Source organism: Mycobacterium lepromatosis (assembly GCF_000975265.2).
Taxonomy (GTDB): domain Bacteria; phylum Actinomycetota; class Actinomycetes; order Mycobacteriales; family Mycobacteriaceae; genus Mycobacterium; species Mycobacterium lepromatosis.
Genome location: NZ_CP083405.1, coordinates 495,000 through 518,864, shown reverse-complemented (window position 1 = coordinate 518,864; position 23,865 = coordinate 495,000). Strand labels below are relative to the sequence as shown.

Sequence of the window (23,865 nt, the reverse complement as noted above, 5' to 3'; positions counted from 1 at the left end):
GCCGTGGCAATTGACAATCTCAACGCAGTCTCGCGAAGACCACGGTACGCGGACAACGATGCCTACACGATCTCACTTAGCGGCGCACGGCTGGCGTTCGGCGATCGAACGTTGTGGGATCAACTCGACCTATCGGTTTCGATGGGCGAGTTTATCGCGGTACTGGGTCCCAACGGCACCGGTAAGACGTCGTTACTCAAAGTGCTGCTCGGACAACTGGCGCTCAGTGCCGGTGTTGCACGGGTAGAGGGCAAGCGGATCACCGCTGGCAATCCACGCATCGGCTACGTGCCGCAACACCGCCCCATCGATCGTGAGGTGCTGCTGCGCGGTCGTGACCTGGTTCGACTGGGCATTGACGGACGCCGCTGGGGCGCCCTGCCACTGCGGTCCGCCGACCGAGCTCGCCGGCGTGAGGCCGTATTCACGGCGCTAAAGCAGGTAAATGGAGAGCAGCTTGCTGACGTCCGGGTCGGGGTGATGTCGGGCGGTGAGTTGCAGCGCATCCGCATCGCTCAGGCGCTGGTCAGCGACCCAACACTGCTGCTATGCGACGAACCGTTGCTGACATTGGACCCAGCCGACGCCAAGTTGGTATCGATGTTGATCGACCGTCGCCGCCGGGAAGCCGGCACCACGGTGCTCGTCGTCACCCACGAGATCAACCCGATCCTGCCGTATGTGGACAGAGTGCTCTATCTGGTCGACGGCCGATTCCTGATCGGAACTGTCGAACAGGTTATGACCACCGAGATGCTGTCAACGCTTTACCAGGCAGACATCCAGGTGGTGAAGGTCGAGGACCATTACATTGTGGTTGGCGAGCCTTAATGGATGACCGACTCGCTCACATGTGGAACCACCTGTTCTCTTTCGACATAACTACACATTTGCTCAGTCACGACTTCGTCCAGCAAGCACTACTGGCGGCGGTGTTGCTGGGGCTGGCAGCCGGGTTGATCGGGCCGTTCATCGTGATGCGGCAAATGTCGTTCGCCGTGCACGGTTCCAGCGAACTATCGCTGACCGGAGCAGCATTCGCGCTTCTGGCCGGGTTTGAGATGGGAGTGGGCGCTCTAGTCGGCAGCGCTTTGGCAGCAACACTGTTCGGCATCCTCGGTCGGCGAGCCCGAGAGCGGGATTCGGTAATCGGGGTAGTGCTGGCGTTCGGGCTGGGGCTAGCGATGCTGTTCATCCATCTCTACCCAGGACGAACCGGGACCAGTTTAGCGTTACTGACCGGCCAGATCATCGGCGTGGGCTACTCCGGGCTGGCTATGCTGGGGCTCGTTTGCCTGATTGTCATCGCAATGTTGACGACGTGCTACCGACCACTGTTGTTCGCGACGGTCGATCCGGAGGTCGCGGCCGCGCGTGGCGTGCCCGTTCACGCGCTGGGCATCGTATTCGCCGCGTTGGTCGGTGTAGTGGCCGCGCAAGCCGTGCAGGTCGTTGGGGCGTTGTTGGTGATGTCGCTAATGATCACGCCAGCGGCCGCGGCAGCCCAGGTAGTCACCTCGCCGGTCGCGGCAATGGTGGCTGCTGTGATCTTCGCCGAGGTCTCTGCCGTCGGGGGCGTCGTGCTGTCGTTGGCGCCTGGTGTGCCAGTGTCGGTGTTCGTCGCGACTATCTCGTTTTTGATCTACCTATCTTGCTGGCTACTCGGGCAACATCGTGAGGTCTGCGCATAAGCTGTCCACCACAATGACCTAATCGATGGGACAGCACGAGTGTTCCGGCTCACACACAGCTCTGGGGAGACTTAGTGCAGGAGCAATTTCAGGCGTTGCGCTGGCCGGCGTGTACACATCCACCATCGCCCACAACACCACGGTTACCGGAAAGGACTTAGCCACCGAGCTAAACCGAATACGGTAGCGGTTTCAGCGATTAACGGGCTGCTGCTCGACCTCAGTCAGGATCAGTAGCGTGTTGGGCGCGACATCACTGAATATGTGATCAACATCACGGGAATGTGGGACTGGAGCGCTAGCGCGTATGACAGGACTTGCTTACCAATAAATGGCACCGCACAAGCCAGACCTATGCGACCTATGCGGACGCCGGGTGGATCGGTAACTCCGTGGTCAACTCTTCGACGACAATGTCGACAACTTCAAAAAACGCAACCTTAAGCTATTCAAGCTGTGATCTGGTTTCCGTCGAAGCAGGACGCTTTCGCGTTTTACAACGCCTCGACACGAAGCTGGCCCACTTGCTCGAGGCACCGGTATTCCGCGAACAACCCCAGTGCGCCGGACACTGTGTGAACCGTGACTGGGGTGACCAACGCCAACGGCATGCTCGGCACCTCGTAGGCTTAAGAAGACGGCAAAAATAAAAAATTTATATGCCAGCGTGCGCTGGCCGTGCACAACAATGTCGCCATCGACATCGTGACGTGCGGCTATAGCCAACCAGGTGTGGTCGCGATCGACATCACTTCCCAGAGCGCTGCCAAGGCGCCTAAGCAGTAGCCATGTGCTAGGCAATACAACAGGCAACTCGATGGCGGTGCAGACACCCTCGCCGCCGAGACGCGGGTCTGCGGCCTCCTCAAACGAATCGTAGCTAATATCCCGCAATGGGTTTGCTACTGAGCCAGCCCCTAGGCTGGCCGAATGGCCTGTATTGACCTTAACGCCGACTTGGGCGAGGGCTTCGGCGTGTGGCGACTCGGCGACGATGAAGCCATGCTGCAAATCGTCACCAGCGCTAACGTGGCGTGCGGGTTCCACGCCGGAGATCCCGCCAGGCTGTTTCGAGTATGCCGGTTAGCAGCAGAACGTGGCGTGCGCATAGGAGCACAGGTGAGCTATCGCGACCTGGCCGGGTTCGGCCGACGCTTCATCGACGTTGCCCCCGACGATCTTTTCGCCGATGTCGTGTATCAGATCGGCGCATTACAAGCGATCGCACAGACCGCCGGTTCCGCAGTGTCGTACGTCAAACCCCACGGCGCACTGTACAACACGATCGTGACCAACCGCGATCAAGGTGCCGCAATCGCTGCGGCAATACAGCTGGTGGACTCCACGCTGCCGGTGTTAGGCTTGGCTGGTTCGACATTTTTTGACGAGGCCGCGCGCATTGGCTTACGTACGGTAGCGGAGGCATTCGCCGATCGTGCCTACCGGCCAGACGGTCAGCTGGTTTCTCGACGCGAACCCGGCGCGGTGTTGCACGATCCTGCGGTGATCGCGCAAAGAGTAGTAACCATGGTGGCCGCCGGTAAAGTTACTGCGGTCGACGGCACACAGCTTGCCGTCATCGTGGAATCTATTTGTTTGCATGGCGATTCGCCCAACGCTATTCAGACGGCTACCGCGGTGCGCGATCAACTCAACGCCGCCGGCGTCTCTATCAGGGCGTTTTGCTGATAAGATTGGGCCTTGGTCGCCCCGGCAGCACGCGGTATTCGGATAAGTTCAACTTACTGCCGCCAAACCTTATGCTCTGCTTACGGTGAGGTGAAAATAGGTGTGGCTACGCTGCTGCTCGACAACGAATCATACGCGTTGATGATCAACGGCTACTTTTCGCGCTCTAGCCTCGCGTGACTGGCAATCTGCAAGGTGTCGCCGTCTCCACCCGCCCGCGGACGGCTATCTTGCCCGAGCCAAGGCATCTGAGCTTGATGCCATCATTGCGGTACACACGCACATCGACCACTTGATGGACTCCACGCTGGTTGGTTGCCGACTCCACCGGCACCCAGCCGGTGGGGAGCCAATTGGCGGCCCCGGTTGGGCGCGAATGCGGACTCCCCGAGAGCCGCCTGATAGTGGCGGCCCCAGTAAACCAATTCGATTGGGCGCCTAAGATTTCACGCTGTTAGCAGTCACACCACTACCCTCGCCAGGGTCCCGGGTGTGATCAACGCACTGCTGACACTACCGGTGCGGACGTCGACCTACCGCTGTGTCGAGGCGTGGTCGACGATGGTGTACCACCGACCATCGGGCCGACAGCTATTCATCCAGGGCAACGCCGGTTTCATCAAGGGTGCATTGACCGTCTACTGTGCCAACACGGTCCATCTCAATGTTGGTCAATTGAGACTACATTCTTCCGACCACTGTGTTACAGCTTTGTGGGTCTTTCATACACGAACGATGGCTTAGCATGTCGGTGTCGATGAGATGGCCACCCAGGATGAGGTCACAATGTAACTGCCAGCGGTGTTTCGGCGCGAGGATCTCTGGATTTAAACTTTGACGCTGACCGTTGCACTGTTGCTGCTAGCTGTTGTCTTCGGGTGCGCAGTTGCCCGGCCACAGGGTTGACCAGAGCCGCTGGCAGCTGTCGTTCTAGAGAGCGATCGAAGCGATTTCGGTTCCACAGACGGCCGTGTAGGTTGCTGTACTTGCCCGGGTGGTTGTAGTCTAGACGCGGTGCTGGCCAACTGTGCGACGACAAAAGCTTGCTCAAGACCGCAGGCACAGCGATGATACTTGTCCGAGTCGGGTTACACAGCTACTGCAGCACGTGTGTCATCACCGCCACCGATCTAACGTCGCGCTCAGCCTGGACGCCACGGTGACCTTACTGAACCCAGTGGTGTTAGCGACCTGCGATCCACGATGCAACCATACACCTACACCACCGTCCATCTGGCCAATGACAGGCTGGTGGTGGCGCATCTGCGCTCCAAGCTAGATATACGAGGTGGTGCTGTGGCTGACCGCAGTAGCCACAGTGTACTTGGTATTTCACCAGTTTTCGCCAGCGATCTGCGTGTGCCACCCAACTCCAAGCAGGTCAGACTCACGCCGTGGCCACCGATGTTTGTCTTGGTGGTGGCGCTCATACGTGCCGGGTTCGTGGTCTCGGAATCGGTGGGGGTCGGCCTGGGTTACATTGGCCGGCTCCTCGGTGTTGGCGCTTCGCAGTTTCAGCCGTCGGCACATGTCGGTGGCCGAGATCGTGCGTTCGGTGAATCTGTCGTTCCTGTTGTTCGTGCTAACGCTGGGCATCGCCGTCCAGTAAGTCATGATCAACGGAATGAACAGCGTCATTGCCGCACTGCTGCCGTCTTGGTTTCGGGCTGCCGGCATTGCTCCTGGTAGCTGTGTTGGCCAACGCCGTCAACAACCTGCCCGCGACGCTGGTAGGTTACTGCCGCTAGCCGCGGCCCAGCAAGCTTATACACCATCCTGGCGACGGCTGATCGGTGTCAACATCGGACCCCAACCTTGACCTAATGCCGGTTAACTGGCCAACCTGCTGTTGCGCGGCGTGCTGCGCTACAGCAGAACGTCCACACCAGCCGGCGCGGCTAGTACATCCGTCTCAGACTGTGTACTGTGCCCCTGCCAGCCCTGGCGGTGTCTATAGCCGCGGCACAGCATCTGCGGGCGTCGTCGCTGAGCTGCTGTGACCGGTGCATACGGCACGCGAGCTAGGGTGAACGAACACAGCCCTAATCGATGAGGCTCTTGGAGCGCTACTGGCTCGTTATCGATCGACCGAGGTAGGGAAATGCGAGCTACGTGGCCTACGACAAGCACCCTGTCAATGAGCCCGACGAATGGGGCAACTGAAGCATCGTGGCGACGGACGGCTGCAGAAGTGTGAACGTGCTTCCAGCACGTGGAGAAGTGTGGTGGTGTGCGATGGCCGAGATCGGCCCGGCGTCAAGTCGTTGTGTTCGCGCGCGATGCGGCGATCCCCCCGAAGTCAACACATACTCGTCGCACCCTGCACCATGATCATCCGAGGGTAGGTTAACAAGGTAGTTCTTGACCCGCTTCCGACCTGATTCCGCGCCGTCCCGCGGTGAATTTGGACTCAAGTCGAGAGCGTCTCGGTCACGGTGTTGGTCATTCGGGCTGGCAGCCGCCTAGACGACACGCGAATGCGCGCGATCTGCACAGCCGTCGAGGACACGATCGACTACTCTGGCTGACATGTCAGCAAACTAGCGAGAATCCGAACCGGATGCCGATGAACGCATTCAACGTGCCCACCGCTCAACAAACTAGATGGCTTGGTACCATGCGAATCACGACCGAGCCCAATACGGAGAATAGAATATGTAAAAATTTACCGGTCAACTTCTTATTACATCTCGGTTTTGTTGTTCAGCAGTCGGTTTGACCATAGGTAATGTCGATGAAGCAAATATCATCTCCGATGATTACAGTGCAGGACCAATCAAGCGGTATATCAACGAATGCGCCATCGGGTTACGGATCCCAAACTTGATCGTTGGCTGTAATCGAAAAACCAGCCAAGCCATGACCTGATCCTTGCCTGGAGCGTGAGCTTGAAGACTGGCACCGTCCTACAGTTCGGCCGAGACGATTACCGCCTTGGCCATTCGGGCCGACCTGTCCATCGATCATCTCAAACCAGGTTAGGTTATTTCGGATAACGACATTAACGGCCAACGTGTGCACAAACACAATCTGGGCCTCCAGCCACCACCAATAAAACCCACTCGACGATAAAGCCTGGTCTCCAGCGCCGAGATACGAGATAATAGTTGAGTAATACAGAACTGGGGAGAGTAGCAATCACGTCCAGAATCCCGTCACCAAAGCGACCTACAAGAACCAGTTTTCCCAGGCATTGCGGACGCAACCAAGCAGTTCAAAGCCCAACAACCGCGCAATCAGAATCGACTAAAGCACTGTGCCATCATGCCGACGACCGATAGACAAGCATACCCATGAAAACTCTCACATGCCGCACGGTGGACCTCGGGGTCATGGAAAAGATAGCCAAATCGTGCACAAAATCGAAAACGTACGATCGTCGCCCGAACCCAAGCCGGCAAAAACTACAACTACATTAGTCTCCTCGGTTGCTAAGGTTCATCGGACAGCGATGATGCATAACGTGGTCGTGAACACCTACGCAATAGTCTTCACGACGGTGAGATTACCGGTGTACTAGGCACACACAACAGCTACGGTCACAATCTCGCTTGACCAGTGGCTCGTTGACATAACTGACGAAGCCAAAGTTGGCGAAGAAGACCCGATTGAGAGAATAATTCTGCGCTCCTGAAAGTCACACGCTGTAATGTATGTAACATGGTCCCTAGAGTCACGTTCGGATGAGGCCCGCATCTTGGACGTGGTCTTGAATCTGACTGAGAATAATCCAACGGTAGGTGGCGCTATCAAGCAACGTGGCCAATTCCTCCCACCTTTCTTGTGCGGTACCGATGTCGGCCGGTAGGAAGTCAGGCCGGCTGGTGGCGATTTCATCATGGTTTTCGACGCGATTGTTGTCGGCTGCAATGGATATACTCTGGCCAGTTCCGCCGAAAGCGCAAATGCAAGGTTTGACCCTGCTGATCAAGAAAGTCCCACACCTCACCGAAATCTATTTCTAACATTGTTAATCCACACCAATGCGGGCTGTGTTAAGTGTAACGTGCTATCAAATAGTGCTGTGTGGGCATGGTGTCAAGTCTGGTCGTGACTACCACGTAAGCAATAGCGCGTTGTACACAGTTCGGCCTGGATGCAAATCCCTCATGTGTCCGATTGTTGGTTGTCTGGGTGTCGCCCTACCGTTGCTGCCAACAACACTGTGAGGAAGTAAAGATTTAATCGTGACTGATGGCGATATCCGACCTCTGTCTCTCGACACGATCCGACACAACCTCACCGGATATGGATACGCAAGTAAACACCTGCGGGGTGGTCACTTCAGTTACATAAAGTTCTAAATGATTTTCTTCGGTCAGTACGATGGCTGACCAGAAAGGTAGGTTGGTGATCGGCTGTCCGGAGGCGCGGATACCGGTCGTCAAGTTCACGCACCAAGGGGTGCCATTAATTACGGCGTCGGTGACGCAGGCGGCGAACCCGGTGTCAGTGTGCGCCACGGTTGAGTTAAGTGCTTCAGGTAGCTAGCATAGCGTTGTGGCGGCTCAAGGGATCGAAAAGTTGGGCCACTCCGGAGTCGGTGTGCTGCAATCTTCTTCTAGTCATGCCGCCGATGATACGGAGGCCGCGTCGTCGTTGGTGTGACAGTTCCCCGGTTCACGAAACCCGTACCGGTTCCGAGTTGTTTTGCCGTACCACCGTAGGCACACTAGATGTTGTTCAGTACAGGCTCCCGGTATGGGTGTGTCCGGGTACTGGTTTTGTTGTTCGCGGCGGTGTGGATCTCGTTAAGTGACGAATATATCTAGGGCAACAGGAGAATTACACTGCAATTTTGGTTGAGCGGTCTGCTGGCGAGTGGAGAAGAGGGACCTAGCACTGTGATCTATGGAACCGAACATGACCCGTATCTGGCCTTCTGGCCTGTATGACAAAGACTAGCGCCAACTGCGGCAGGTGGCTACCCAAGCTTGCAGCGGCAACTGGAGCGTATGAAGCTACCCTGGCCGGGATGGCCGACATCGGGCTTAACTAGCCGCTAACCGAGCAGCCCATGCAGTGTTCTTAGGAAAGAAATTCTTTGCTATCAAAACGATTTCGATCGCTGTCAATGAATCCGATTATGTGCAGATGTGGATACAGACAGCCAACACAATGAGCGTTTATTAGGCAGCCTCGGGTTCGGTAACAGCATCAACACCACGGGCTACACCAGCGCCACCACGGTTCAAAAGCGCCGGTAGCTCAACCACGTTCTTGCCCCCGCGTCGACAACCCACATTGAGATATTGACCGGCCTCGGTGTGTGCTATTGCCTAGCCACCTGCAATATTGCTCGAGCTACTGTTTACAGTCGGCGCATACGTGATCATAATCGCGCCCATCCTGCCGCTAGTAATCGTGGTAGAGACAAGCGCCTTCGCGCTCGTCGCAATCATCTTGTCCTTTCCGTTCCGCGCGGTCGCTGCACCATTTGTGTTGGCAAAACTAGGTTATTCGGAGCGACGATTGCTTTGTCGACGTCGCTGCCGATCGGTATTGGCAGGTAAACTACCTCGACAACTAGTCGAGGGTGGGCGTGGGTGTTATCACAGTCGGTGTAGAGACGCCCAGACGCATTCTTTCATACGGCACGCCCTGGGGTAACTCCGGTGTCGAATTAGTCGTCTTCAGCGGCGCTGCATGGCAAACCTGTGTCGGCTCCTATGAATGTGTTGGAGTCGGTGATGGTTGGTGATCGGTGTGGCAACACGTTGGGTTTTGCTGGGATCGCGCTGATAACGAGTGGGTTAGGCGCCCTGTTAGGCTGACGGTCTGAAATAGTTATTTTTTCGATGGCAGTCCACGAGTGACGATTATGCCGGCTACGTGGTCTTCGTATATGGCTGGCAAGGCATGGTAACAAGTGTAAATCAATGTGATTACCCCGATAGTTAACAACTAAAATATCGAAAACGATAAGAGCATGATGTGTTTGTTTTATGCCCATATTCCGCAATTGGTGACGTCGTAATCGGTGTTTGCAATGAAAGCGGGGTTGTGCGGCACAATAATTGGTGCGGCTAGACAGTCAGCGTTGGTGGTACGGGCGTTTCATCCGGGGAAAGACTGCGACGGCTTGTCGGGGCGTCCATGCTCGGTTTGTGGAGGCAGCAGTAAAGGTTAATGCGTTGTTGGATATCGGGCAGGCGAATTGGGGTGAGGCTACAGCTATTTATGTGTGTAGCTGATGCCGCTGCCAGGTCGAGCTACATCGGGATCTGAAACGGGTTTGTAATGTCGCAGATTATGTATAACTACCCAACGATGTTGGCTCATGCCGAAGACCGGTCGGGTTATAGGGCTTATGCAGGCTCTGCAGCGGCCGGATGCCGTGGTGCCCCCTGCCGCTGAGGTCGCTGCTCCCTGAAGACGTACTCAGTAAAGTCGGTATGTAGCGCTCCCCGTTTCGGAGGTTGGACACGAAGTGCAATCTTTTGCATGTCGACACTGCCTTCTGCACATTGTCCATACTCCGATATGAGCCACACACGACCTCGTTGACGGCAAAAACCTTGGCAGCTCGGACGATGACTTCGTTATCGACAGTATCACGGTCTAACCCACCGCGCCTGGCGAGCTCAAAGTCGTGCTCACGGGCAACGCCAACGCCGCATCCAGGACGCGGCAGTCGTTGGATTGTTGTTTTTGACCGGCGCTTTGAATAGCATGGCTGAGATTGGCTTCACGCTCAACCTGTTTAGGCGTCTTTGATACGAACGCAGGAATTGAGGGCAATAAGAGACGAACCTACCTAACCGCGAAACCGTCGAATCAGGGTGCATATACCCTGGCTCGGAAGAGATGCGTTTGGCCCCTTGTATTGCAGACGCAGTTCGGCATGGTGGCACTCTGGCGTGCCCGAACCGGTAGGGGCGGTGACCAACTGGGTTTGCGCGAACATCTGAATCTGCCGCGGTTCACCGCGTAGACTCTGATCGATGGTGGACGGAATTCTCTGCCGGTAAACGATAGGATCACTCCGCGGTTCGCCCGCTACGAATCACTACACCGTACCAGTGAGTTGATGCTTGAGATGGTATCGGGTCTGGATCGCCAGAATTGCTAGACGATTGCCGAACGCCGCGATGATTCGACATCAGATGGGTTGCAGCATCTGCCTGGCGCAGACGAAATGGAGCACCGACAGAATTCAAGATGATCGGACGCTACTACGTCGTCAATGCCTTCGGCCACCCCGGCGCAATTCTCGTAGTTGACGAAACTGGCAACACCAAGAAGGATACACTCGGTTAAGGTGCAACGCCAGTCTACCGACACCGTCGGACGCATCGAGAACACCCAGGTTGCGTTGTATCTGACTTATGCAAACCCCGCACGGGCACGCTCTGATCGACCGAGCCCCATACCTGTCACGCTATCTGTTCTAGAGGATCCCGATCACCGCGGCCAGGCGGAACTTCCCGTCTGACCAAAAAGATTTTGCGACCAGAGTCATCCGAGGCGCGGGAACTGTTCACTCGCGCGGTAGCCGCCAACGTCTCCCGTGGCCTGAGTAGCCGGCTACTAAAATCCGCTCATCCCATAAAGCCACCAACAATTATAGACGAATAAGCCTGACGCACCATTGGTGGCGTTTGCCAGTCGAAGCTTTGAATTTCCACCCAGTCGACCTTGCCGGCAGATCTGACCACAGCGGGCACCACATCAACGAACTCTTGAGAGGCGGCGGAACGGCTGGCCGATCGGGCCGCTACCTTGGTCCCGATATTGAACCGTACATAAGCCAGGTAGGAATCGGTTAGCGCAAAGACTTCCAGCAAGACAACTATCTTGTTGCCCCGTACCACCTTAGCCTGGGGAAATTCTCTTCTTGGCTTGCCGCGGTCCAGCGTGCGAAGCTAGCCAAGGTGAGCGCATGCACGAATTTTCCGACGTAAGGATATTAGCAGGTAGCCGACGAACGCGAGTGCGGCGTCGTCGCATTATTGCGACTCAATTTGAGATCGTGCCACACCGGTGGTTAGCCATCCTTGGTGATGTTGATTCCGAACTCGAGTGTGGTGACCCCGAGTTCAGGCGCTTTAGTGCAGACGCGCAATGACTACCCGGTTACCTAACAGCGACAATCGGTATGCACCCACAAATAGAAGCCGGGTGGTTACGAGGTCGCCGACGACAGCAGCGCAAGCACCACGGAGGGTCATCATCACCAACACGGCGCCGATGTAGGCGAGCCGGCCGAGCAGCAGCTTTAACGCCTGCGTTGACGGGCTATTTCGGCAAGCACCACCCCGACGGCCACAGAAGCATTCAGCGATTCGGTCTGACCGGCCATCGGTATCGACACCACCTCATCGCAATTCTGCCGCACCAGCCTCGACAGACCCTTGCCTTCCGAGCCAACGACTACCGCCAACGGGTCTGTGCCGTCCAAGTCGTCGAGTGCGGTGTCACCGTCGTGGTCCAGTCCAATCACCCGCAGTCCTTGATCGGCCCAAACCTTTAGCGCCCTAGTTAGATTGGTAGCCCGCGCCACTGGGATCCGCGCCGCAGCACCGGCGCTAGTGCGCCACGCAACCGCGGTGACCGAGGCGGAACGCCGCTGTGGGACCAAGACACCATGGCCGCTGAATGCCGCTACCGATCGCACGATTGCACCGAGATTACGGGGGTCGGAGATGTTATCCAGCGCGACCAACAACGCCGGCGGCGAGTCGGTAGCGGCGGCGAGCAGATCATCGGAGTGGGCGTAGTGGTAAGGCGGTACCTGTAACGCTATGCCCTGATGCAAGTGGTTGTTGGTCATTCGATCCAGGTCCGTGCGCGGTACTTCGAGGATCGCCATGCCCACATCGGCTGCTCTCGTAACGGATTCGGTGAGCCGCTCATCGACTTCGGTACCGAGCGCAACGTAGAGCGCAGTCGCCGGAACGCCGGCGCGCAGGCATTCCAGCACCGGGTTACGGCCAAGCACCGTTTCTGTCTCGTCGGTGCGTTTGACCGACCGGTGCAGCGAGGATTGAGTCCGCTTGGCGGCTGGGTGATTGGTACGCAGATGCGCCGGCGGTGTCGGACCACGCCCCTCCAACGCGCGGCGACGCTGGCCGCCCGAGCCAACGCTGGTCCCCTTCTTGGTGCCAGATTTGCGGACGGCCCCCCGGCGACGCGAGTTACCGGGCATCGATTTGCTTATCGCCAGCCAGCAGTTCCCACTGCGGCCCGTCGACGGTATCAGTTACCTCGATACCGGCATCCTTGAGTCGATCGCGGATCTGATCGGCAAGCACCCAGTTGCGCTGCTCACGTGCCATTTGCCGGCTTTCTAGCTCAGCGGCCACCAGCACATCGATAGCCGCTAACGCCGCCGACGTCTCATCGCGGGATTCCCAACGTTCGTCAAGCGGGTCACAACCCAAGATGCCCATCATCGCTCGAATCGCGCCAGCGTTCGTCAACGCACCTTCATGGTCACCGCTGTCGAGCGCTCGGTTGCCCTCCGCACGAGCGTGGTGCACTTCAGACAGCGCGATCGGCACCGCCAGATCGTCGTCGAGTGCTGCAGCGAACCGCGGAGTCAATTCGCCGGTGCCAACGGCACCAACCCGAGTACGCACCCTATTCAGGAAATCCTCCACTCCGACATAGGCTTTGACCGCATCCTGTAACGCGGTCTCGGAGAACTCCAGCATCGACCGGTAGTGAGCGCTGCCGAGATAGTAACGCAGTTCTGCCGGCCGAACCCGCTGCAGCATAGCTGGGATGGACAACACGTTACCCAGCGACTTACTCATCTTCTCCCCACCCATCGTTACCCAGCCATTGTGCAGCCAGTACCGGGCGAAGCCATCCCCGGCAGCGCGGCTCTGCGCGATTTCATTTTCGTGGTGCGGGAAGACTAAATCCATTCCACCGCAATGGATGTCGAATTCAGAACCAAGATAAGCACGAGCCATTGCCGAACATTCCAGGTGCCAACCTGGACGGCCACGGCCCCACGGTGTAGGCCACGACGGCTCACCAGGCTTAGCGCCCTTCCACAAGGTGAAGTCGCGCTGGTCACGCTTACCGGTAGTCACATCCTCGCCTTGGCGTATACAGTCTATCTTGTACCCGGATAGTTGGCCATAATCCGGATAGCTGAGCACGTCGAAGTAAACATCAGAGCCACCGGTATAGGCGTGACCGGTCTTGAGCAACAGCTCAATCAACTCGATCATCTGGGTAATGTGCCCGGTGGCTCGCGGCTCTGCTGACGGCGGCAAAACGTCCAAGGCGTCATAGGCCGCGGTGAACGCGCGCTCGTGAGTGGCCGCCCATTCCCACCACGGCCGGTCAGCCGCGGCAGCCTTACTAAGAATCTTGTCGTCGATATCGGTGACGTTGCGGATGAACGCGACGTCATAGCCACGTGCAATGAGCCACCGGCGCAGAATGTCGAAGGCCACCCCGCTGCGAACGTGCCCGATATGCGGCTGTCCTTGAACAGTGGCACCACACAGGTAGATAGAGACGTGCCCCGTTCGCAGCGGAACGAAATCGCGCACGGCACCAGCCACCGTGTCGTGGAGCCGCAAATGGGCACTATCGGTCACGACGGGCCAGCTTACCTGCTGGTTCCGCGTTGGCGGATTCTCAGCACACGGCTGTCAGACCTGGACCACCAATGCGGTCGCGATGGCGGACAAGCCCTCGCCGCGCCCAGTCAGGCCAAGTCCATCGGTGGTCGTCGCGGCCACTGATACTGGCGCCCGTAGCAGCGCTGACAGCAGCCGTTGCGCCTCACTGCGGCGCGGACCAATCTTCGGTCGGTTACCGATCACTTGAACGGACGCGTTGACGACCTCGTAGCCATGTCGCAGTAACAAGTCGACGACATGGCGCAGCATGTCAGCACCACTGACGTTTTCCCAACGCGGATCACCAACGGCGAACAGGCCGCCGATATCGCCCTGCCCCGCGGCCGACAACACGGCATCACACAGCGCATGCACCGCCACGTCACCATCGGAATGCCCGGAGCAGCCGTCGTTGTCCGGGAACAGCAACCCCACAAGCCAACACGGCCGCCCCGGTTCAAACACATGGACATCGAAACCCAAACCGACCCGTGGCAGTTCGCTCACAGGCGCAGAATCTTCTTCGCCAGCAGCAGATCCAACTGGGTGGTGATCTTAAACGCCAGTGGGTCGCCGGCGACCACCTGAACCTGGCCACCGAGATGTTCGACGAGGGAAGCATCGTCGGTGAAATCGACGGCATCAAGATGGAGGCAACGCTGATAAGCGCACCGCAGCAGCTCGGTGGCAAACCCCTGCGGGGTCTGCACCGCCCGCAAACCGAACCGCTCCGGAGTGCTGAGAACCATTCCGTTGACGTCCACGGCTTTAATGGTGTCAGACAGTGGCAGAGCTGGAACGACCGCGGTATTACCAGCGCGTAAAGCATCAACCACCCGCACGATTAACCGTGCTGGTGTCAGCGCCCGCGCGGCGTCATGCACCAATATAAACTCGGGTGCGCCCGCCCTTGAAGGGGCGGGGAGGGCCGCAAGAGCCTGAGCCACCGATTTGGTGCGGTCGGCCCCGCCAGCCACAACCGTGGCGTATTGACCCACCGACTTGGCTAGCCGTTGGGATAGCACCCACTGGGTCTGGTCAATGCGATCGGCAGGCACCGCTACCACAACATGGTCAACAACACCAGACTCCAGCAAGCCAGTGACGGCACGTTCGACAATCGTGCGCCCGTCAAGTTCACAGAATGCCTTCGGAATGCCCGCCGCTAGCCGCTTCCCCGACCCGGCGGCCGGGACCACTGCAACCACAGTGCCCGTTGCTACAGCCATCCCCAAGCCTCAGGGTTATTCAGGAAGCGGCGGCCAAAACCTCGTCGAGGATAGTCTCCGCCTTGGCGTCGTCAGTGCTTTCCGCCAGCGCCAACTCGCCGACCAAAATCTGCCTGGCCTTAGCCAGCATGCGCTTCTCGCCAGCGGACAAACCACGTTCCTGGTCTCGTCGCCACAAATCGCGTACTACCTCTGCCACCTTATTGACATCACCGGAGGCGAGTTTCTCGAGATTAGCCTTGTACCGCCGCGACCAGTTAGTCGGCTCTTCGGTATGGGGGGCCCGCAACACCTGGAAAACCTGGTCTAGGCCCTCCTGTCCAACTACGTCGCGGACACCGACGTATTCGGCGTTTTCGGCGGGGACTCGAACAGTCAGGTCTCCCTGCGCCACTTTCAAGACGAGATACTCTTTTTGTTCCCCATTGATGGTGCGGGTTTCGATCGCCTCGACTAAAGCAGCACCGTGGTGCGGGTAAACAACGGTGTCGCCGACCTTGAAAATCATCACATTCAAGCCCCTTTCGTTATTTCAATCCTAACACGGCAACCCCATAAGCGCGCACAACGGTGCAGGTCAGGAGGCACAACACCCGCAGATTGGGGGTTGACAGACAGGGCAAACGTGCCACGCACCGCACTACACAACATCCTCTTGTAGCAGCGTAGAGGCACTTGACAAGTCACTATCGGCAACCCCGCGGGGCTCAAACCAAGGCCCCCGCAACGCTAAGTCCTGTGTCCTCCGCTACCGTCTACCGTCGACAGCACGTTCTTAAATCTACCTATGCATATTCCTCGTTACTGTGCATAGTTGAGCTGCTGTCCTAATGCCTTGACCGGTATCCCAGCAGGAGGCCATCAGTGAGACGTTTCAAGATCAGCCTTCCCACGCTGGCTACTCGGGTCGCCATCCTAGGCTTTTTGGCTTTGGCGGCTTCGGTGCTTAGCTGTTGCGGAGCGGGCCAGATCTCGCAAACCGCGACTCAGGAACCGGCCGTCAACGGCAACCAGGTCACACTCAACAAGCTGGCATTGCGCGACATACGCATCCAAGCTGCACAAACCGGTGACTTCTTCCAACCGGGCCGAACGGTGAACTTGGTGCTGGTGGCCATCAATGATTCTCCGGATGTCACGGACCGGCTAGTGTCTGTAACCAGTGACATCGGCACGGTGGCGCTGAGCGGACACACTCAAGTTCCCGCCAATGGGATGTTGTTCGTCGGTACGCCCGAAGGGCAACCAATAGCGCCAAGCCCCTCCCAGTCTAACAACGTCGCTAAAGCAATCGTCACCTTGGCCAAGCCCATTACCAATGGCCTCACCTACAACTTTACCTTCAACTTCGAGAAGGCTGGACAAACCAGCGTAACTGTGCCCATCTCGGCCGGACTCGCCCCACCTCAGGCCTAAACAGCTTTAACCACTGGTCAACGGCCTTCGTTTTAAACCACTATATTACCCCGATACGGTCATCAGGTAGCTAACATTAGTGCGCATGCGCAGTACCGGTTACTCGGAATGCCGTCATTTTCACCGCTAAGTGGGAAACGTTGCCTTAGAGTACGATAATTGGGTGCACCCTCAATAAGTATATTGGTATTTGGTGCAATCAGTGGCGGCGGACGTTATTCCGCAAACCGGGTTTCGCAAGCCATTTCGATCAATTCCATCGACGCGCACCACACATTGCCGGGACTTACGGGTGTCGACGAATTAAACCGGGTGGTTGGCGGCAATATGGTGCCCGGCTCGGCAAGGCTTCTAGCGGGTGATCCGAGCGCGAGCAAATCTATACTGCTACTCAAGGTTGCCTACCACTGGACGCAATCCCGCCGACGTGCGCTGGATATCTCCGGCGAAGAATCCGCTGGCCAGATCCGGCGGAGCGAAAACCGGACCGGTTGTGACGGCACACAAATGGTCAACCTGGCCGTAGAATCCGACCTGCACACGGTGCTGAGCCACATCGTGATGGTCTAGTCCGCACTGGTCATCACCGCCTCGGTGCAAACCATGGCCACCACCGAAGCCGACGAAATCACCAGCGGTGGGACGGAAGTACGCACCGTAACAACAGCGCCGACCGCAGACGCTAACGGTAGTTGGGTTTACTCTGGTCGGACATGTCACCAAAGACTGGTCCATCGCCAGGCCGCACTCGCTTAATCACCTCGCCGACGTAATGCTACATTTCACAGGGCGATCGCAAACTAAACTACCCGATGCGGATGTCAAGAATTGATTCGGAACCGCCGACGAAGTCGAGTGTTTCCTGTTGCGCGACGACGGAATTGACGACGTTGCTGATCCGTCGCCAGATCTCTCAGGCGCAGATTGCACTGGCCTCGGCCTACGTTAACCTGCCACTGCCCAACACAGGGTTAATGGTCGGTGAGGTGGAGATGGCTGAACCTAAGCCGTGTGGCTGATATTCACCACAGCATTGATCCTAACCCGGGTTGCTATGCGATGCCGCCGGGCATCTGCGCACTGAGGCGCACCCGCGATATCGTGGTTGTGCTGGTTGTTGGTGGTTATTTCTTGCTGGTTTGGTTTTGTGTGGTTGAGGGGTGTGGTGGGTTATGTGGTGGGGATCGGTGGTGTGGGTTGTGTTGGTGGTTTAGGGTTGGTCGCGGCGTAGGTGGGCTGCTTGCAAGGGCCGCCGAGTAGTTGGTGTTGGTCACCGGCCGCGACATCGAAGCTGGCGATGCTGGGGGTGCGTCTGGTGTGGCGGGTGGCCGGGGATCAGTTGCGCTTTTCTGGTGATGTGTTAGCCCGCCACGCGCACAAGTCACCAGATCACGCCGTGGATGGCTTTTATCTTCCTTCCGCGGTCGATCCCCACAAAAAGTCAAGTACTGCCCTAGGCTAGAGCACCGCCGTACGCGTCATCACCGGCTGCGAGGTCATCGACGAACTGTGAAACCAACACGGCACCAACACAGCCGGGGGCACACCGGCTGGCCGAGGGCCGGTGAACAAACAGACACCCCACAGCCATAGCATGCACCCGAAAGCGCCCCCAACACCCAGCGCCAACAAGATCTAGGCTAGCCCACCAAACTCCCGACCGTATCGGCCAGCGATGGCACACCAGAACACTACTTCACCTGCCACCTATGAAACCGACCAACAATTCCTGCCACAAACACCAACACCCCCGGCCACCACACAACAACAACGCTTTAGTCAGCGCTGTCGAACTTGCGAGCTCGTAGTGCGCGCTTCACCACAGCACGCCGAACTTACTCACCAAGAACACGTCGAGCTCAGCATCCAGCGCCGAAGCGAACCCCGGCACTCACCTAGACGAGACCGCCCAGTGCAGTGTCGTTCCGACCCACGTTCCTGCACCGGCAGGGTCAAGCCCGACTCCCCCTACGCGCAAAGAAAGAACCCGGCCCCCCAAAAAGGAGACCAGGCTCTTTCTTTGCTTACTCCTGTCCGATTGCCCAGTTGGCCCGCCGCTACTCAGCTGATCAGTACCCCAACCTCAGACCGCGTAGTTGCCTGCATCGCCACCGGACGTCAGAAGTCCATACCACCCATACCACCGGTCGGGTCGGCCGCCGGAGCGGCCGCCTTCTCAGGCTTGTCGGCGACGACGGCCTCTGTAGTAAGAAACAGACCGGCGATGGAGGCGGCGTTCTGGAGCGCAGAACGTGTAACCTTCACCGGGTCGGCAACCCCGGCCTTGAGCAGGTCCTCGTACTCACCGGTGGCAGCGTTCAGGCCGTGACCTACCGAAAGGTTGCGCACCTTTTCAGCCACCACGCCGGGCTCCATCCCGGAATTGAAAGCGATCTGCTTGAGCGGAGCTTCCAACGCCACCTTGACAATATTGACTCCGGTCGCTTCGTCACCGGTCAGCTTCAACTTGTCCAGAGCCGGCGCCGCCTGCAGCAGAGTCACGCCGCCGCCGGCGACGATGCCCTCTTCCACCGCGGCCTTAGCGTTGCGGACCGCGTCCTCGATGCGATGCTTGCGCTCCTTGAGCTCCACCTCGGTGGCAGCGCCAGCCTTGATCACCGCAACACCACCGGCCAACTTGGCCAGGCGCTCCTGCAGCTTCTCACGGTCATAATCAGAGTCACTGTTCTCGATCTCGGCACGGATCTGGGCTACTCGCCCAGAGATTGCGTCGGTGGCACCGGCGCCCTCGACGATGGTTGTTTCATCTTTGGTGACAACCACCTTGCGGGCCTTGCCCAGCAACGACAGATCGGCGTTCTCCAACGTGAGGCCGACCTCCTCACTGATTACCTGGCCTCCGGTGAGGATGGCCATGTCTTGCAGCATCGCCTTACGGCGGTCACCGAAGCCAGGAGCTTTGACCGCCACCGACTTGAAGGTGCCACGGATCTTGTTGACGACAAGGGTGGACAATGCCTCGCCCTCGACGTCCTCAGCAATGATCAGCAGCGACTTACCTGCCTGGATAACCTTCTCCAGCAGCGGCAGAAGGTCCTTGACGGTCGACACTTTGGAGCTAACCAGAAGGATATAGGGGTCCTCCAGGACGGCTTCCTGACGCTCGGCGTCGGTGACGAAATAGCCCGAGATGTACCCCTTGTCGAACCGCATACCCTCGGTGAGCTCAAGCTGTAGGCCGAAGGTGTTGGACTCCTCGACGGTGATGACCCCCTCGTTGCCAACCTTGTCCATCGCCTCGGCGATCAGGTCACCGATCGACTGGTCACCCGCCGAAATCGCTGCGGTAGCCGCAATTTGGTCCTTGGTTTCGACCTCCTTAGCGTCCTTGAGCAGGGTCTCGGCAATCTTCTCGACAGCCTTTTCGATGCCGCGCTTGAGACCCAGCGGGTTGGCGCCGGCCGCGACGTTGCGTAGACCCTCTTTGACCAGTGCCTGGGCAAGCACAGTGGCCGTCGTAGTGCCGTCACCGGCAACGTCGTCGGTTTTCTTGGCGACTTCCTTGACCAACTCAGCGCCAATCTTCTCGTACGGGTCCTCCAGCTCAATCTCCTTGGCGATGGACACACCATCGTTGGTGATAGTGGGAGCACCCCACTTCTTCTCTAGAACGACGTTGCGACCCTTCGGACCCAACGTCACCTTTACCGCGTCGGCGAGGCTGTTCAAGCCCCGTTCGAGGCCGCGACGGGCCTCCTCGTCGTACGCAATTGTCTTGGCCATTGCGAAGTGATTCCTCCGGATTGGGAATGAAGCTAGGGTCACCGGGTGCCGACAACCCCCGTTACTTACGCTGGCCGGGTGCAGTGCCCGCGACGGACGACCACAGCTCCCTGGCTGGGTCTCACCGTCCCGACCTGGCACTCGCCGGTCGCGAGTGCCAGCATCATTTTTAGCACTCGCCTATGCTGAGTGCAAGAACACCCCGACGCTACCGCGCCGCTCGTAAACCATCGACGACGACATCGGTCACCCGCTCGGCCAACGCCGAGTTGTACGCCTCCATCGCGTGGCATCCGACCAGGATCGATTGGACCTGGCGGACGCCTACGTCTCTGCGCGCGATGCCCGCATACTGCGCCGCGCACAGCAGGTCACCGAGCATGGTCAAAAACGCATCCTCGGCATCGGGCGCGACGCCGAGGATGCCGATCCCGACCCCGGCCAGCGCGTCGACCAGTCCGCGGTCGGTGGCGCCCCAGTGCAACACGAGCAAGCGCAGACAGGCGAACAAGCGCTTCACCCGACCCGGCGGCCTTCAACAGCACATACCCGTTGTCTACGAGGTGGGGCATGCGGTCCTCGATGACCGCCGCACACAGCGCCTCCTTCGTCGGAAAATGCCGGTACACAGTGCCGGCTCCGACACCCGCGCGCCGAGCAATTTCGTCAATCGGCACCGACAAGCCCTCGGCCGCGAAAGTTTCATAAGCAACTCCCAGTATTCGCGTACGGTTTCGCGCCGTGTCGGCACGCAACGGCCGTGCGGGTTGCGCCATCTAAACACTCAATCCTGGCTAAGAACGAACATTGCAAAACGGGGCTCGCGTTCCGTATGGTTTCAAACCAACCGGAGCGTTCGGCCCGCTTACTTTAGACAGGCTTGAGGAGCTATTCATGGCCAAGTGGACCACCGCTGACATTCCCGACCAGACGGGTCGCGTCGCCGTCATTACCGGTGCCAACACCGGCCTCGGCTATCAGACCGCACTGGCACTCGCCGAGCATGGCGCCCACGTGGTATTGGCGGTGCGCAATCTCGATAAGGGCAAAAACGCCGCCGCACGCATCACGGCCACCAGTGCGCAGACCAACGTTGCGCTGCAAGAGCTCGACTTGACGTCGTTGGAGTCTGTGCGCGCCGCAGCAAACCAACTGCGGTCTGACTACGACCACATCGACTTGCTGATCAACAACGCCGGGGTGATGTGGACACCGAAGTCGACCACCAAGGACGGTTTCGAGCTGCAGTTCGGCACCAACCACTTAGGCCACTTTGCCTTCACCGGCTTGCTGCTGGATCGGCTGCTGCCTATCGCCGGTTCGCGGGTGATAACTGTCAGCAGCCTCGGTCACCGCCTGCTCGCTGACATTCATTTCGACGATCTACAGTGGGAATGCCGCTATAATAGGGTCGCTGCCTATGGGCAGTCCAAGCTAGCCAACCTACTGTTCACGTACGAACTGCAGCGCCGACTGGCTACCCGACAAACGACGATCGCTGTGGCCGCCCATCCCGGTGGCTCGCGCACCGAACTGAACCGGAGCTTGCCTGCGCTGATTGCGCCCATTTTATCAGTGGCCGAACTGTTCCTCACCCAGGACGCGGCGACCGGAGCGCTACCGACCCTGCGGGCCGCCACCGATGCGGCAGTGCTCGGCGGGCAATATTTCGGACCGGACGGGTTCGCCGAAATGCGGGGCAATCCCAAGGTTGTGGCGTCCAGCGACAAGTCCCACGACGTTGATCGACAGCTCCGGCTGTGGGCGGTCTCTGAAGAACTCACCGGGGTAGTCTATCCGGTCGGCTGACCGACAAAATGGGCCAGACTGAAGAGGCGGCCCCTTGTTGTGCCGCCCTATCCCGCACTCCATACTACGCCAAGGACTAAAACCGGAGGTCAGCTTCCTGGTTTAAGCGTGCCAACTCGCCGTCCAACCATAATAAAGTTCCAGTTCAGGTACTCCATTAATTGCCCAACCAGCAGAGACCGGCAGCGACTATGGCTTGTACCGAATCGATATCGCCCCAGCCGGTGGTTGGGGCGATATCACACTTTCACCGCACTATCTCGGAGATCCTCTGCGTGTTGTTCGGAACGATGAAGCTCTATAATGACGGCCGGCGAATAGCAGAACACGAACCCCGGCGACTTTGCCCTACATTACGCCACGCCCAGCGGGGGTGATTGCTTCTGCAACAAGGCCGCTGCCTCCATACTTAATGATGCTGTTCACTGATGAGGCCTACGTCGAGGACTCCGGCGCGTTGGCGAACGTGACCGAAAACGAACGCGGCGAGTGGTTCGTCCGGCATGACAACTACTAGGCACAATAGCTGGCGGAGCCTGCACACCAAGGCCGCTGAACCTGACCCGGAAATGAAATAAAGTCAAGTCTCAGAGCAACCAGAGTCGAACCTACTGCGACAGGACGACCCTCATCGCTTCGCTTCTGGGTTCAGGTTTCGCGCCTATCGCAGAACCGCGTGCACGACAAGATCCGCAGCCGGTGCCGCGCCAACCAGGGATCACTGCCAATGCGGCCACAATGAACGTGATGGCCGCCGGAAATCTCCCCCGTTAGGTCCGTTGGGCAGGACATGGCTGCCGCCAGTGACGAACCCAGGGTGTCGAGCAGCCCAAGCCCGGCCAGTGTGCCAATCACCTTGGCGGGTGCTAGCGGCGACGAGCGTGGCCAGCACTGCTAGCACCAGATAGACGAAGCCGAAGGTCGTCGCGGCCGGCCATCGCCGCTCCGGATAACGATGCACTTCGGGAAAGGCCGGAGCGGCCGCGCTGACGGCAGCCAGGTTGATCGCGTGTCCGCCAAAGAACGTGCCGAGCCCAGTGACCGTCATTGCTTCCCGCCAGGGCAATCGGGTAGCAGTTAAGGAGCCCATAATCACAACGCCGGGCACGTTCTGGTCCGCCAATCGTGACGATGTAGACGATGTATGAGGGGTAACGCGACGACCGCCGCCTAACTCAGCCGCGGAGCTGTCCAGTTCAGGTGCGGAAGCAACGGTCCCGACATGCCCGAGCGGTGGGTGAACGCGACCGTGCTCAACGTAACCACGAAAGCCGACAGCACCGCCTATCGTGGCGCGAATCTGGTGAACACCAGCCAGTGCAACTGGATCGGCGCCACCTGCAACGGGTGTGCAGCCAGGCCGCGGAGCGAGGTCGGGCACAGCTGCAGCAAGACGCCGGTAAGCAAGAACACTCCGACCGCGGTCGACCAACCGCCATCCACCGTGCAGGGGGCAATCAGTACTGCGGCGCCGAGCATCGACCATGCGATGGAGAGCGGTAACCGGTGCCGCAGGCTCCATCCACAAAGTACCGAACCAAGCGAGTGGCACTAAACCAGGTAACGACATGCACCGCGAACCCTAGCCGGTTGCAGTCACACCGGGCCACGAGCGAGAATAACAACAATCGAGAATAACAACAATACTGGGCCAACAACGCCCAGGCGATGAAGCACCTATGCAAGTAGCGCGGCGGCCGTGAT

General features: G+C 58.5%; 24 protein-coding genes and 5 pseudogenes. 17 read left to right on the top strand and 12 right to left on the bottom strand.

From position 1 onward, the window contains the following. Positions 1-9: 9 nt before the first annotated feature. The 8 genes and pseudogenes from MLPF_RS02345 (at position 10) to MLPF_RS02320 (ending at position 7,345) form a co-directional block, all read left to right on the top strand. Entirely contained in the window at positions 10-831 is an 822-nt protein-coding gene (locus tag MLPF_RS02345; RefSeq protein WP_175266318.1) for a metal ABC transporter ATP-binding protein, read from the top strand. Continuing rightward, positions 831-1,691 (top strand): metal ABC transporter permease, encoded by an 861-nt coding sequence (locus tag MLPF_RS02340; RefSeq protein WP_045842414.1) that lies wholly within the window; start codon positions 831-833, stop codon positions 1,689-1,691. Before MLPF_RS02345 ends, MLPF_RS02340 begins: the two co-directional genes overlap by 1 nt. A 456-nt stretch (positions 1,692-2,147) precedes the next feature. Then, positions 2,148-2,477: pseudogene (locus MLPF_RS16855) on the top strand (sensor domain-containing protein). Positions 2,478-2,621: 144 nt separating this feature from the next. Continuing rightward, complete coding sequence (locus MLPF_RS02335; RefSeq protein ID WP_045842413.1) at positions 2,622-3,380, top strand: LamB/YcsF family protein; 759 nt, start codon at positions 2,622-2,624, stop codon at positions 3,378-3,380. 1,203 nt (positions 3,381-4,583) lie between these two features. Then, complete coding sequence (locus MLPF_RS02330) at positions 4,584-5,069, top strand: hypothetical protein (protein WP_236684832.1); 486 nt, start codon at positions 4,584-4,586, stop codon at positions 5,067-5,069. Positions 5,070-5,410: 341 nt separating this feature from the next. Beyond that, positions 5,411-5,577, top strand: a pseudogene (locus MLPF_RS16065) (type II toxin-antitoxin system antitoxin MazE5); the annotation flags it as partial. Further along, positions 5,574-5,908: pseudogene (locus tag MLPF_RS16060) on the top strand (type II toxin-antitoxin system PemK/MazF family toxin). The pseudogenes MLPF_RS16065 and MLPF_RS16060, both read left to right, overlap by 4 nt. 1,266 nt (positions 5,909-7,174) lie before the next feature. Continuing rightward, positions 7,175-7,345: a hypothetical protein gene (locus tag MLPF_RS02320; RefSeq protein ID WP_175266315.1), complete on the top strand. Its 171-nt coding sequence runs from the start codon at positions 7,175-7,177 to the stop codon at positions 7,343-7,345. A 216-nt stretch (positions 7,346-7,561) separates the two neighbouring features. On the opposite strand, the gene MLPF_RS02315 is transcribed toward MLPF_RS02320, so the two are convergent. Further along, entirely contained in the window at positions 7,562-7,843 is a 282-nt protein-coding gene (locus MLPF_RS02315) for a hypothetical protein (protein ID WP_045842410.1), read from the bottom strand. 544 nt (positions 7,844-8,387) lie between these two features. Here MLPF_RS02315 and MLPF_RS02310 point away from each other — a divergent pair. Further along, positions 8,388-8,513, top strand: a pseudogene (locus MLPF_RS02310) (PPE domain-containing protein); the annotation flags it as partial. A gap of 403 nt (positions 8,514-8,916) precedes the next feature. Next, positions 8,917-9,081, top strand: coding sequence for a hypothetical protein (locus MLPF_RS02305; RefSeq protein ID WP_162196856.1), 165 nt, complete (start codon positions 8,917-8,919; stop codon positions 9,079-9,081). Positions 9,082-10,921: 1,840 nt separating this feature from the next. On the opposite strand, the gene MLPF_RS02295 is transcribed toward MLPF_RS02305, so the two are convergent. From MLPF_RS02295 to carD, 6 genes are all read right to left on the bottom strand, one after another. Continuing rightward, positions 10,922-11,167, bottom strand: a complete 246-nt coding sequence (locus tag MLPF_RS02295) for a PI-PLC domain-containing protein (RefSeq protein WP_156146935.1) — start codon at positions 11,165-11,167, stop codon at positions 10,922-10,924. Between the two features lie 431 nt (positions 11,168-11,598). Beyond that, positions 11,599-12,528 carry a 23S rRNA (guanosine(2251)-2'-O)-methyltransferase RlmB gene (gene rlmB / locus MLPF_RS02290; protein ID WP_045842409.1) on the bottom strand — a complete coding sequence of 310 codons (930 nt, stop codon included), beginning with the start codon at positions 12,526-12,528 and terminating at the stop codon, positions 11,599-11,601. After that, positions 12,518-13,939: a cysteine--tRNA ligase gene (gene cysS / locus MLPF_RS02285; RefSeq protein WP_045842408.1), complete on the bottom strand. Its 1,422-nt coding sequence runs from the start codon at positions 13,937-13,939 to the stop codon at positions 12,518-12,520. The genes rlmB and cysS overlap by 11 nt, the downstream gene beginning before the upstream one ends. A 54-nt stretch (positions 13,940-13,993) precedes the next feature. Then, entirely contained in the window at positions 13,994-14,470 is a 477-nt protein-coding gene (ispF, locus tag MLPF_RS02280) for a 2-C-methyl-D-erythritol 2,4-cyclodiphosphate synthase (protein ID WP_045842407.1), read from the bottom strand. Then, positions 14,467-15,192, bottom strand: a complete 726-nt coding sequence (ispD, locus tag MLPF_RS02275; RefSeq protein WP_045842406.1) for a 2-C-methyl-D-erythritol 4-phosphate cytidylyltransferase — start codon at positions 15,190-15,192, stop codon at positions 14,467-14,469. Before ispD ends, ispF begins: the two co-directional genes overlap by 4 nt. 19 nt (positions 15,193-15,211) lie before the next feature. Continuing rightward, complete coding sequence (gene carD / locus MLPF_RS02270) at positions 15,212-15,700, bottom strand: RNA polymerase-binding transcription factor CarD (RefSeq protein ID WP_045842405.1); 489 nt, start codon at positions 15,698-15,700, stop codon at positions 15,212-15,214. 356 nt (positions 15,701-16,056) lie between these two features. Between carD and MLPF_RS02265 the strand changes: the two genes are divergently transcribed. The 5 genes from MLPF_RS02265 (at position 16,057) to MLPF_RS02250 (ending at position 18,070) form a co-directional block, all read left to right on the top strand. Beyond that, on the top strand, positions 16,057-16,608 hold the full coding sequence (locus MLPF_RS02265; RefSeq protein ID WP_045842404.1) for a copper chaperone PCu(A)C domain-containing protein: 552 nt from the start codon (positions 16,057-16,059) through the stop codon (positions 16,606-16,608). Between the two features lie 183 nt (positions 16,609-16,791). Continuing rightward, a complete protein-coding gene (locus tag MLPF_RS02260) occupies positions 16,792-17,178 on the top strand; it encodes a DNA repair protein RadA family protein (protein ID WP_050038870.1) in 387 nt (128 codons plus the stop codon). Positions 17,179-17,489: 311 nt separating this feature from the next. Beyond that, the gene (locus MLPF_RS02255) at positions 17,490-17,627 is read left to right on the top strand and encodes a hypothetical protein (RefSeq protein WP_156146934.1); all 138 of its coding nucleotides are present in this window, start codon (positions 17,490-17,492) and stop codon (positions 17,625-17,627) included. A gap of 86 nt (positions 17,628-17,713) precedes the next feature. Continuing rightward, positions 17,714-17,839, top strand: coding sequence for a hypothetical protein (locus MLPF_RS15460; RefSeq protein WP_272946133.1), 126 nt, complete (start codon positions 17,714-17,716; stop codon positions 17,837-17,839). Further along, the gene (locus tag MLPF_RS02250; protein WP_237817102.1) at positions 17,840-18,070 is read left to right on the top strand and encodes a hypothetical protein; all 231 of its coding nucleotides are present in this window, start codon (positions 17,840-17,842) and stop codon (positions 18,068-18,070) included. It begins immediately after the preceding gene. Here MLPF_RS02250 and MLPF_RS02245 read toward each other — a convergent pair. From MLPF_RS02245 to MLPF_RS02235, 3 genes and pseudogenes are all read right to left on the bottom strand, one after another. Continuing rightward, a complete protein-coding gene (locus MLPF_RS02245) occupies positions 18,067-18,237 on the bottom strand; it encodes a hypothetical protein (RefSeq protein ID WP_237817104.1) in 171 nt (56 codons plus the stop codon). The two genes, MLPF_RS02250 and MLPF_RS02245, sit on opposite strands and share 4 nt — an antisense overlap. Before the next feature lie 489 nt (positions 18,238-18,726). Next, positions 18,727-20,352, bottom strand: a complete 1,626-nt coding sequence (groL, locus tag MLPF_RS02240) for a chaperonin GroEL (RefSeq protein ID WP_045842403.1) — start codon at positions 20,350-20,352, stop codon at positions 18,727-18,729. 208 nt (positions 20,353-20,560) lie between these two features. Beyond that, a pseudogene (locus MLPF_RS02235) lies at positions 20,561-21,128 on the bottom strand (TetR/AcrR family transcriptional regulator). A 118-nt stretch (positions 21,129-21,246) separates the two neighbouring features. Here MLPF_RS02235 and MLPF_RS02230 point away from each other — a divergent pair. Continuing rightward, positions 21,247-22,161, top strand: coding sequence for an SDR family NAD(P)-dependent oxidoreductase (locus MLPF_RS02230; protein WP_045842402.1), 915 nt, complete (start codon positions 21,247-21,249; stop codon positions 22,159-22,161). Between the two features lie 343 nt (positions 22,162-22,504). After that, on the top strand, positions 22,505-22,678 hold the full coding sequence (locus MLPF_RS02225) for a hypothetical protein (protein ID WP_236684830.1): 174 nt from the start codon (positions 22,505-22,507) through the stop codon (positions 22,676-22,678). Between the two features lie 201 nt (positions 22,679-22,879). On the opposite strand, the gene MLPF_RS15455 is transcribed toward MLPF_RS02225, so the two are convergent. Both MLPF_RS15455 and MLPF_RS02215 read right to left on the bottom strand, forming a co-directional pair. Continuing rightward, the gene (locus MLPF_RS15455) at positions 22,880-23,542 is read right to left on the bottom strand and encodes a benzoate/H(+) symporter BenE family transporter (RefSeq protein WP_282435824.1); all 663 of its coding nucleotides are present in this window, start codon (positions 23,540-23,542) and stop codon (positions 22,880-22,882) included. Beyond that, positions 23,446-23,676 (bottom strand): benzoate/H(+) symporter BenE family transporter, encoded by a 231-nt coding sequence (locus MLPF_RS02215; protein ID WP_272946061.1) that lies wholly within the window; start codon positions 23,674-23,676, stop codon positions 23,446-23,448. Before MLPF_RS02215 ends, MLPF_RS15455 begins: the two co-directional genes overlap by 97 nt. Positions 23,677-23,865: the final 189 nt, after the last annotated feature.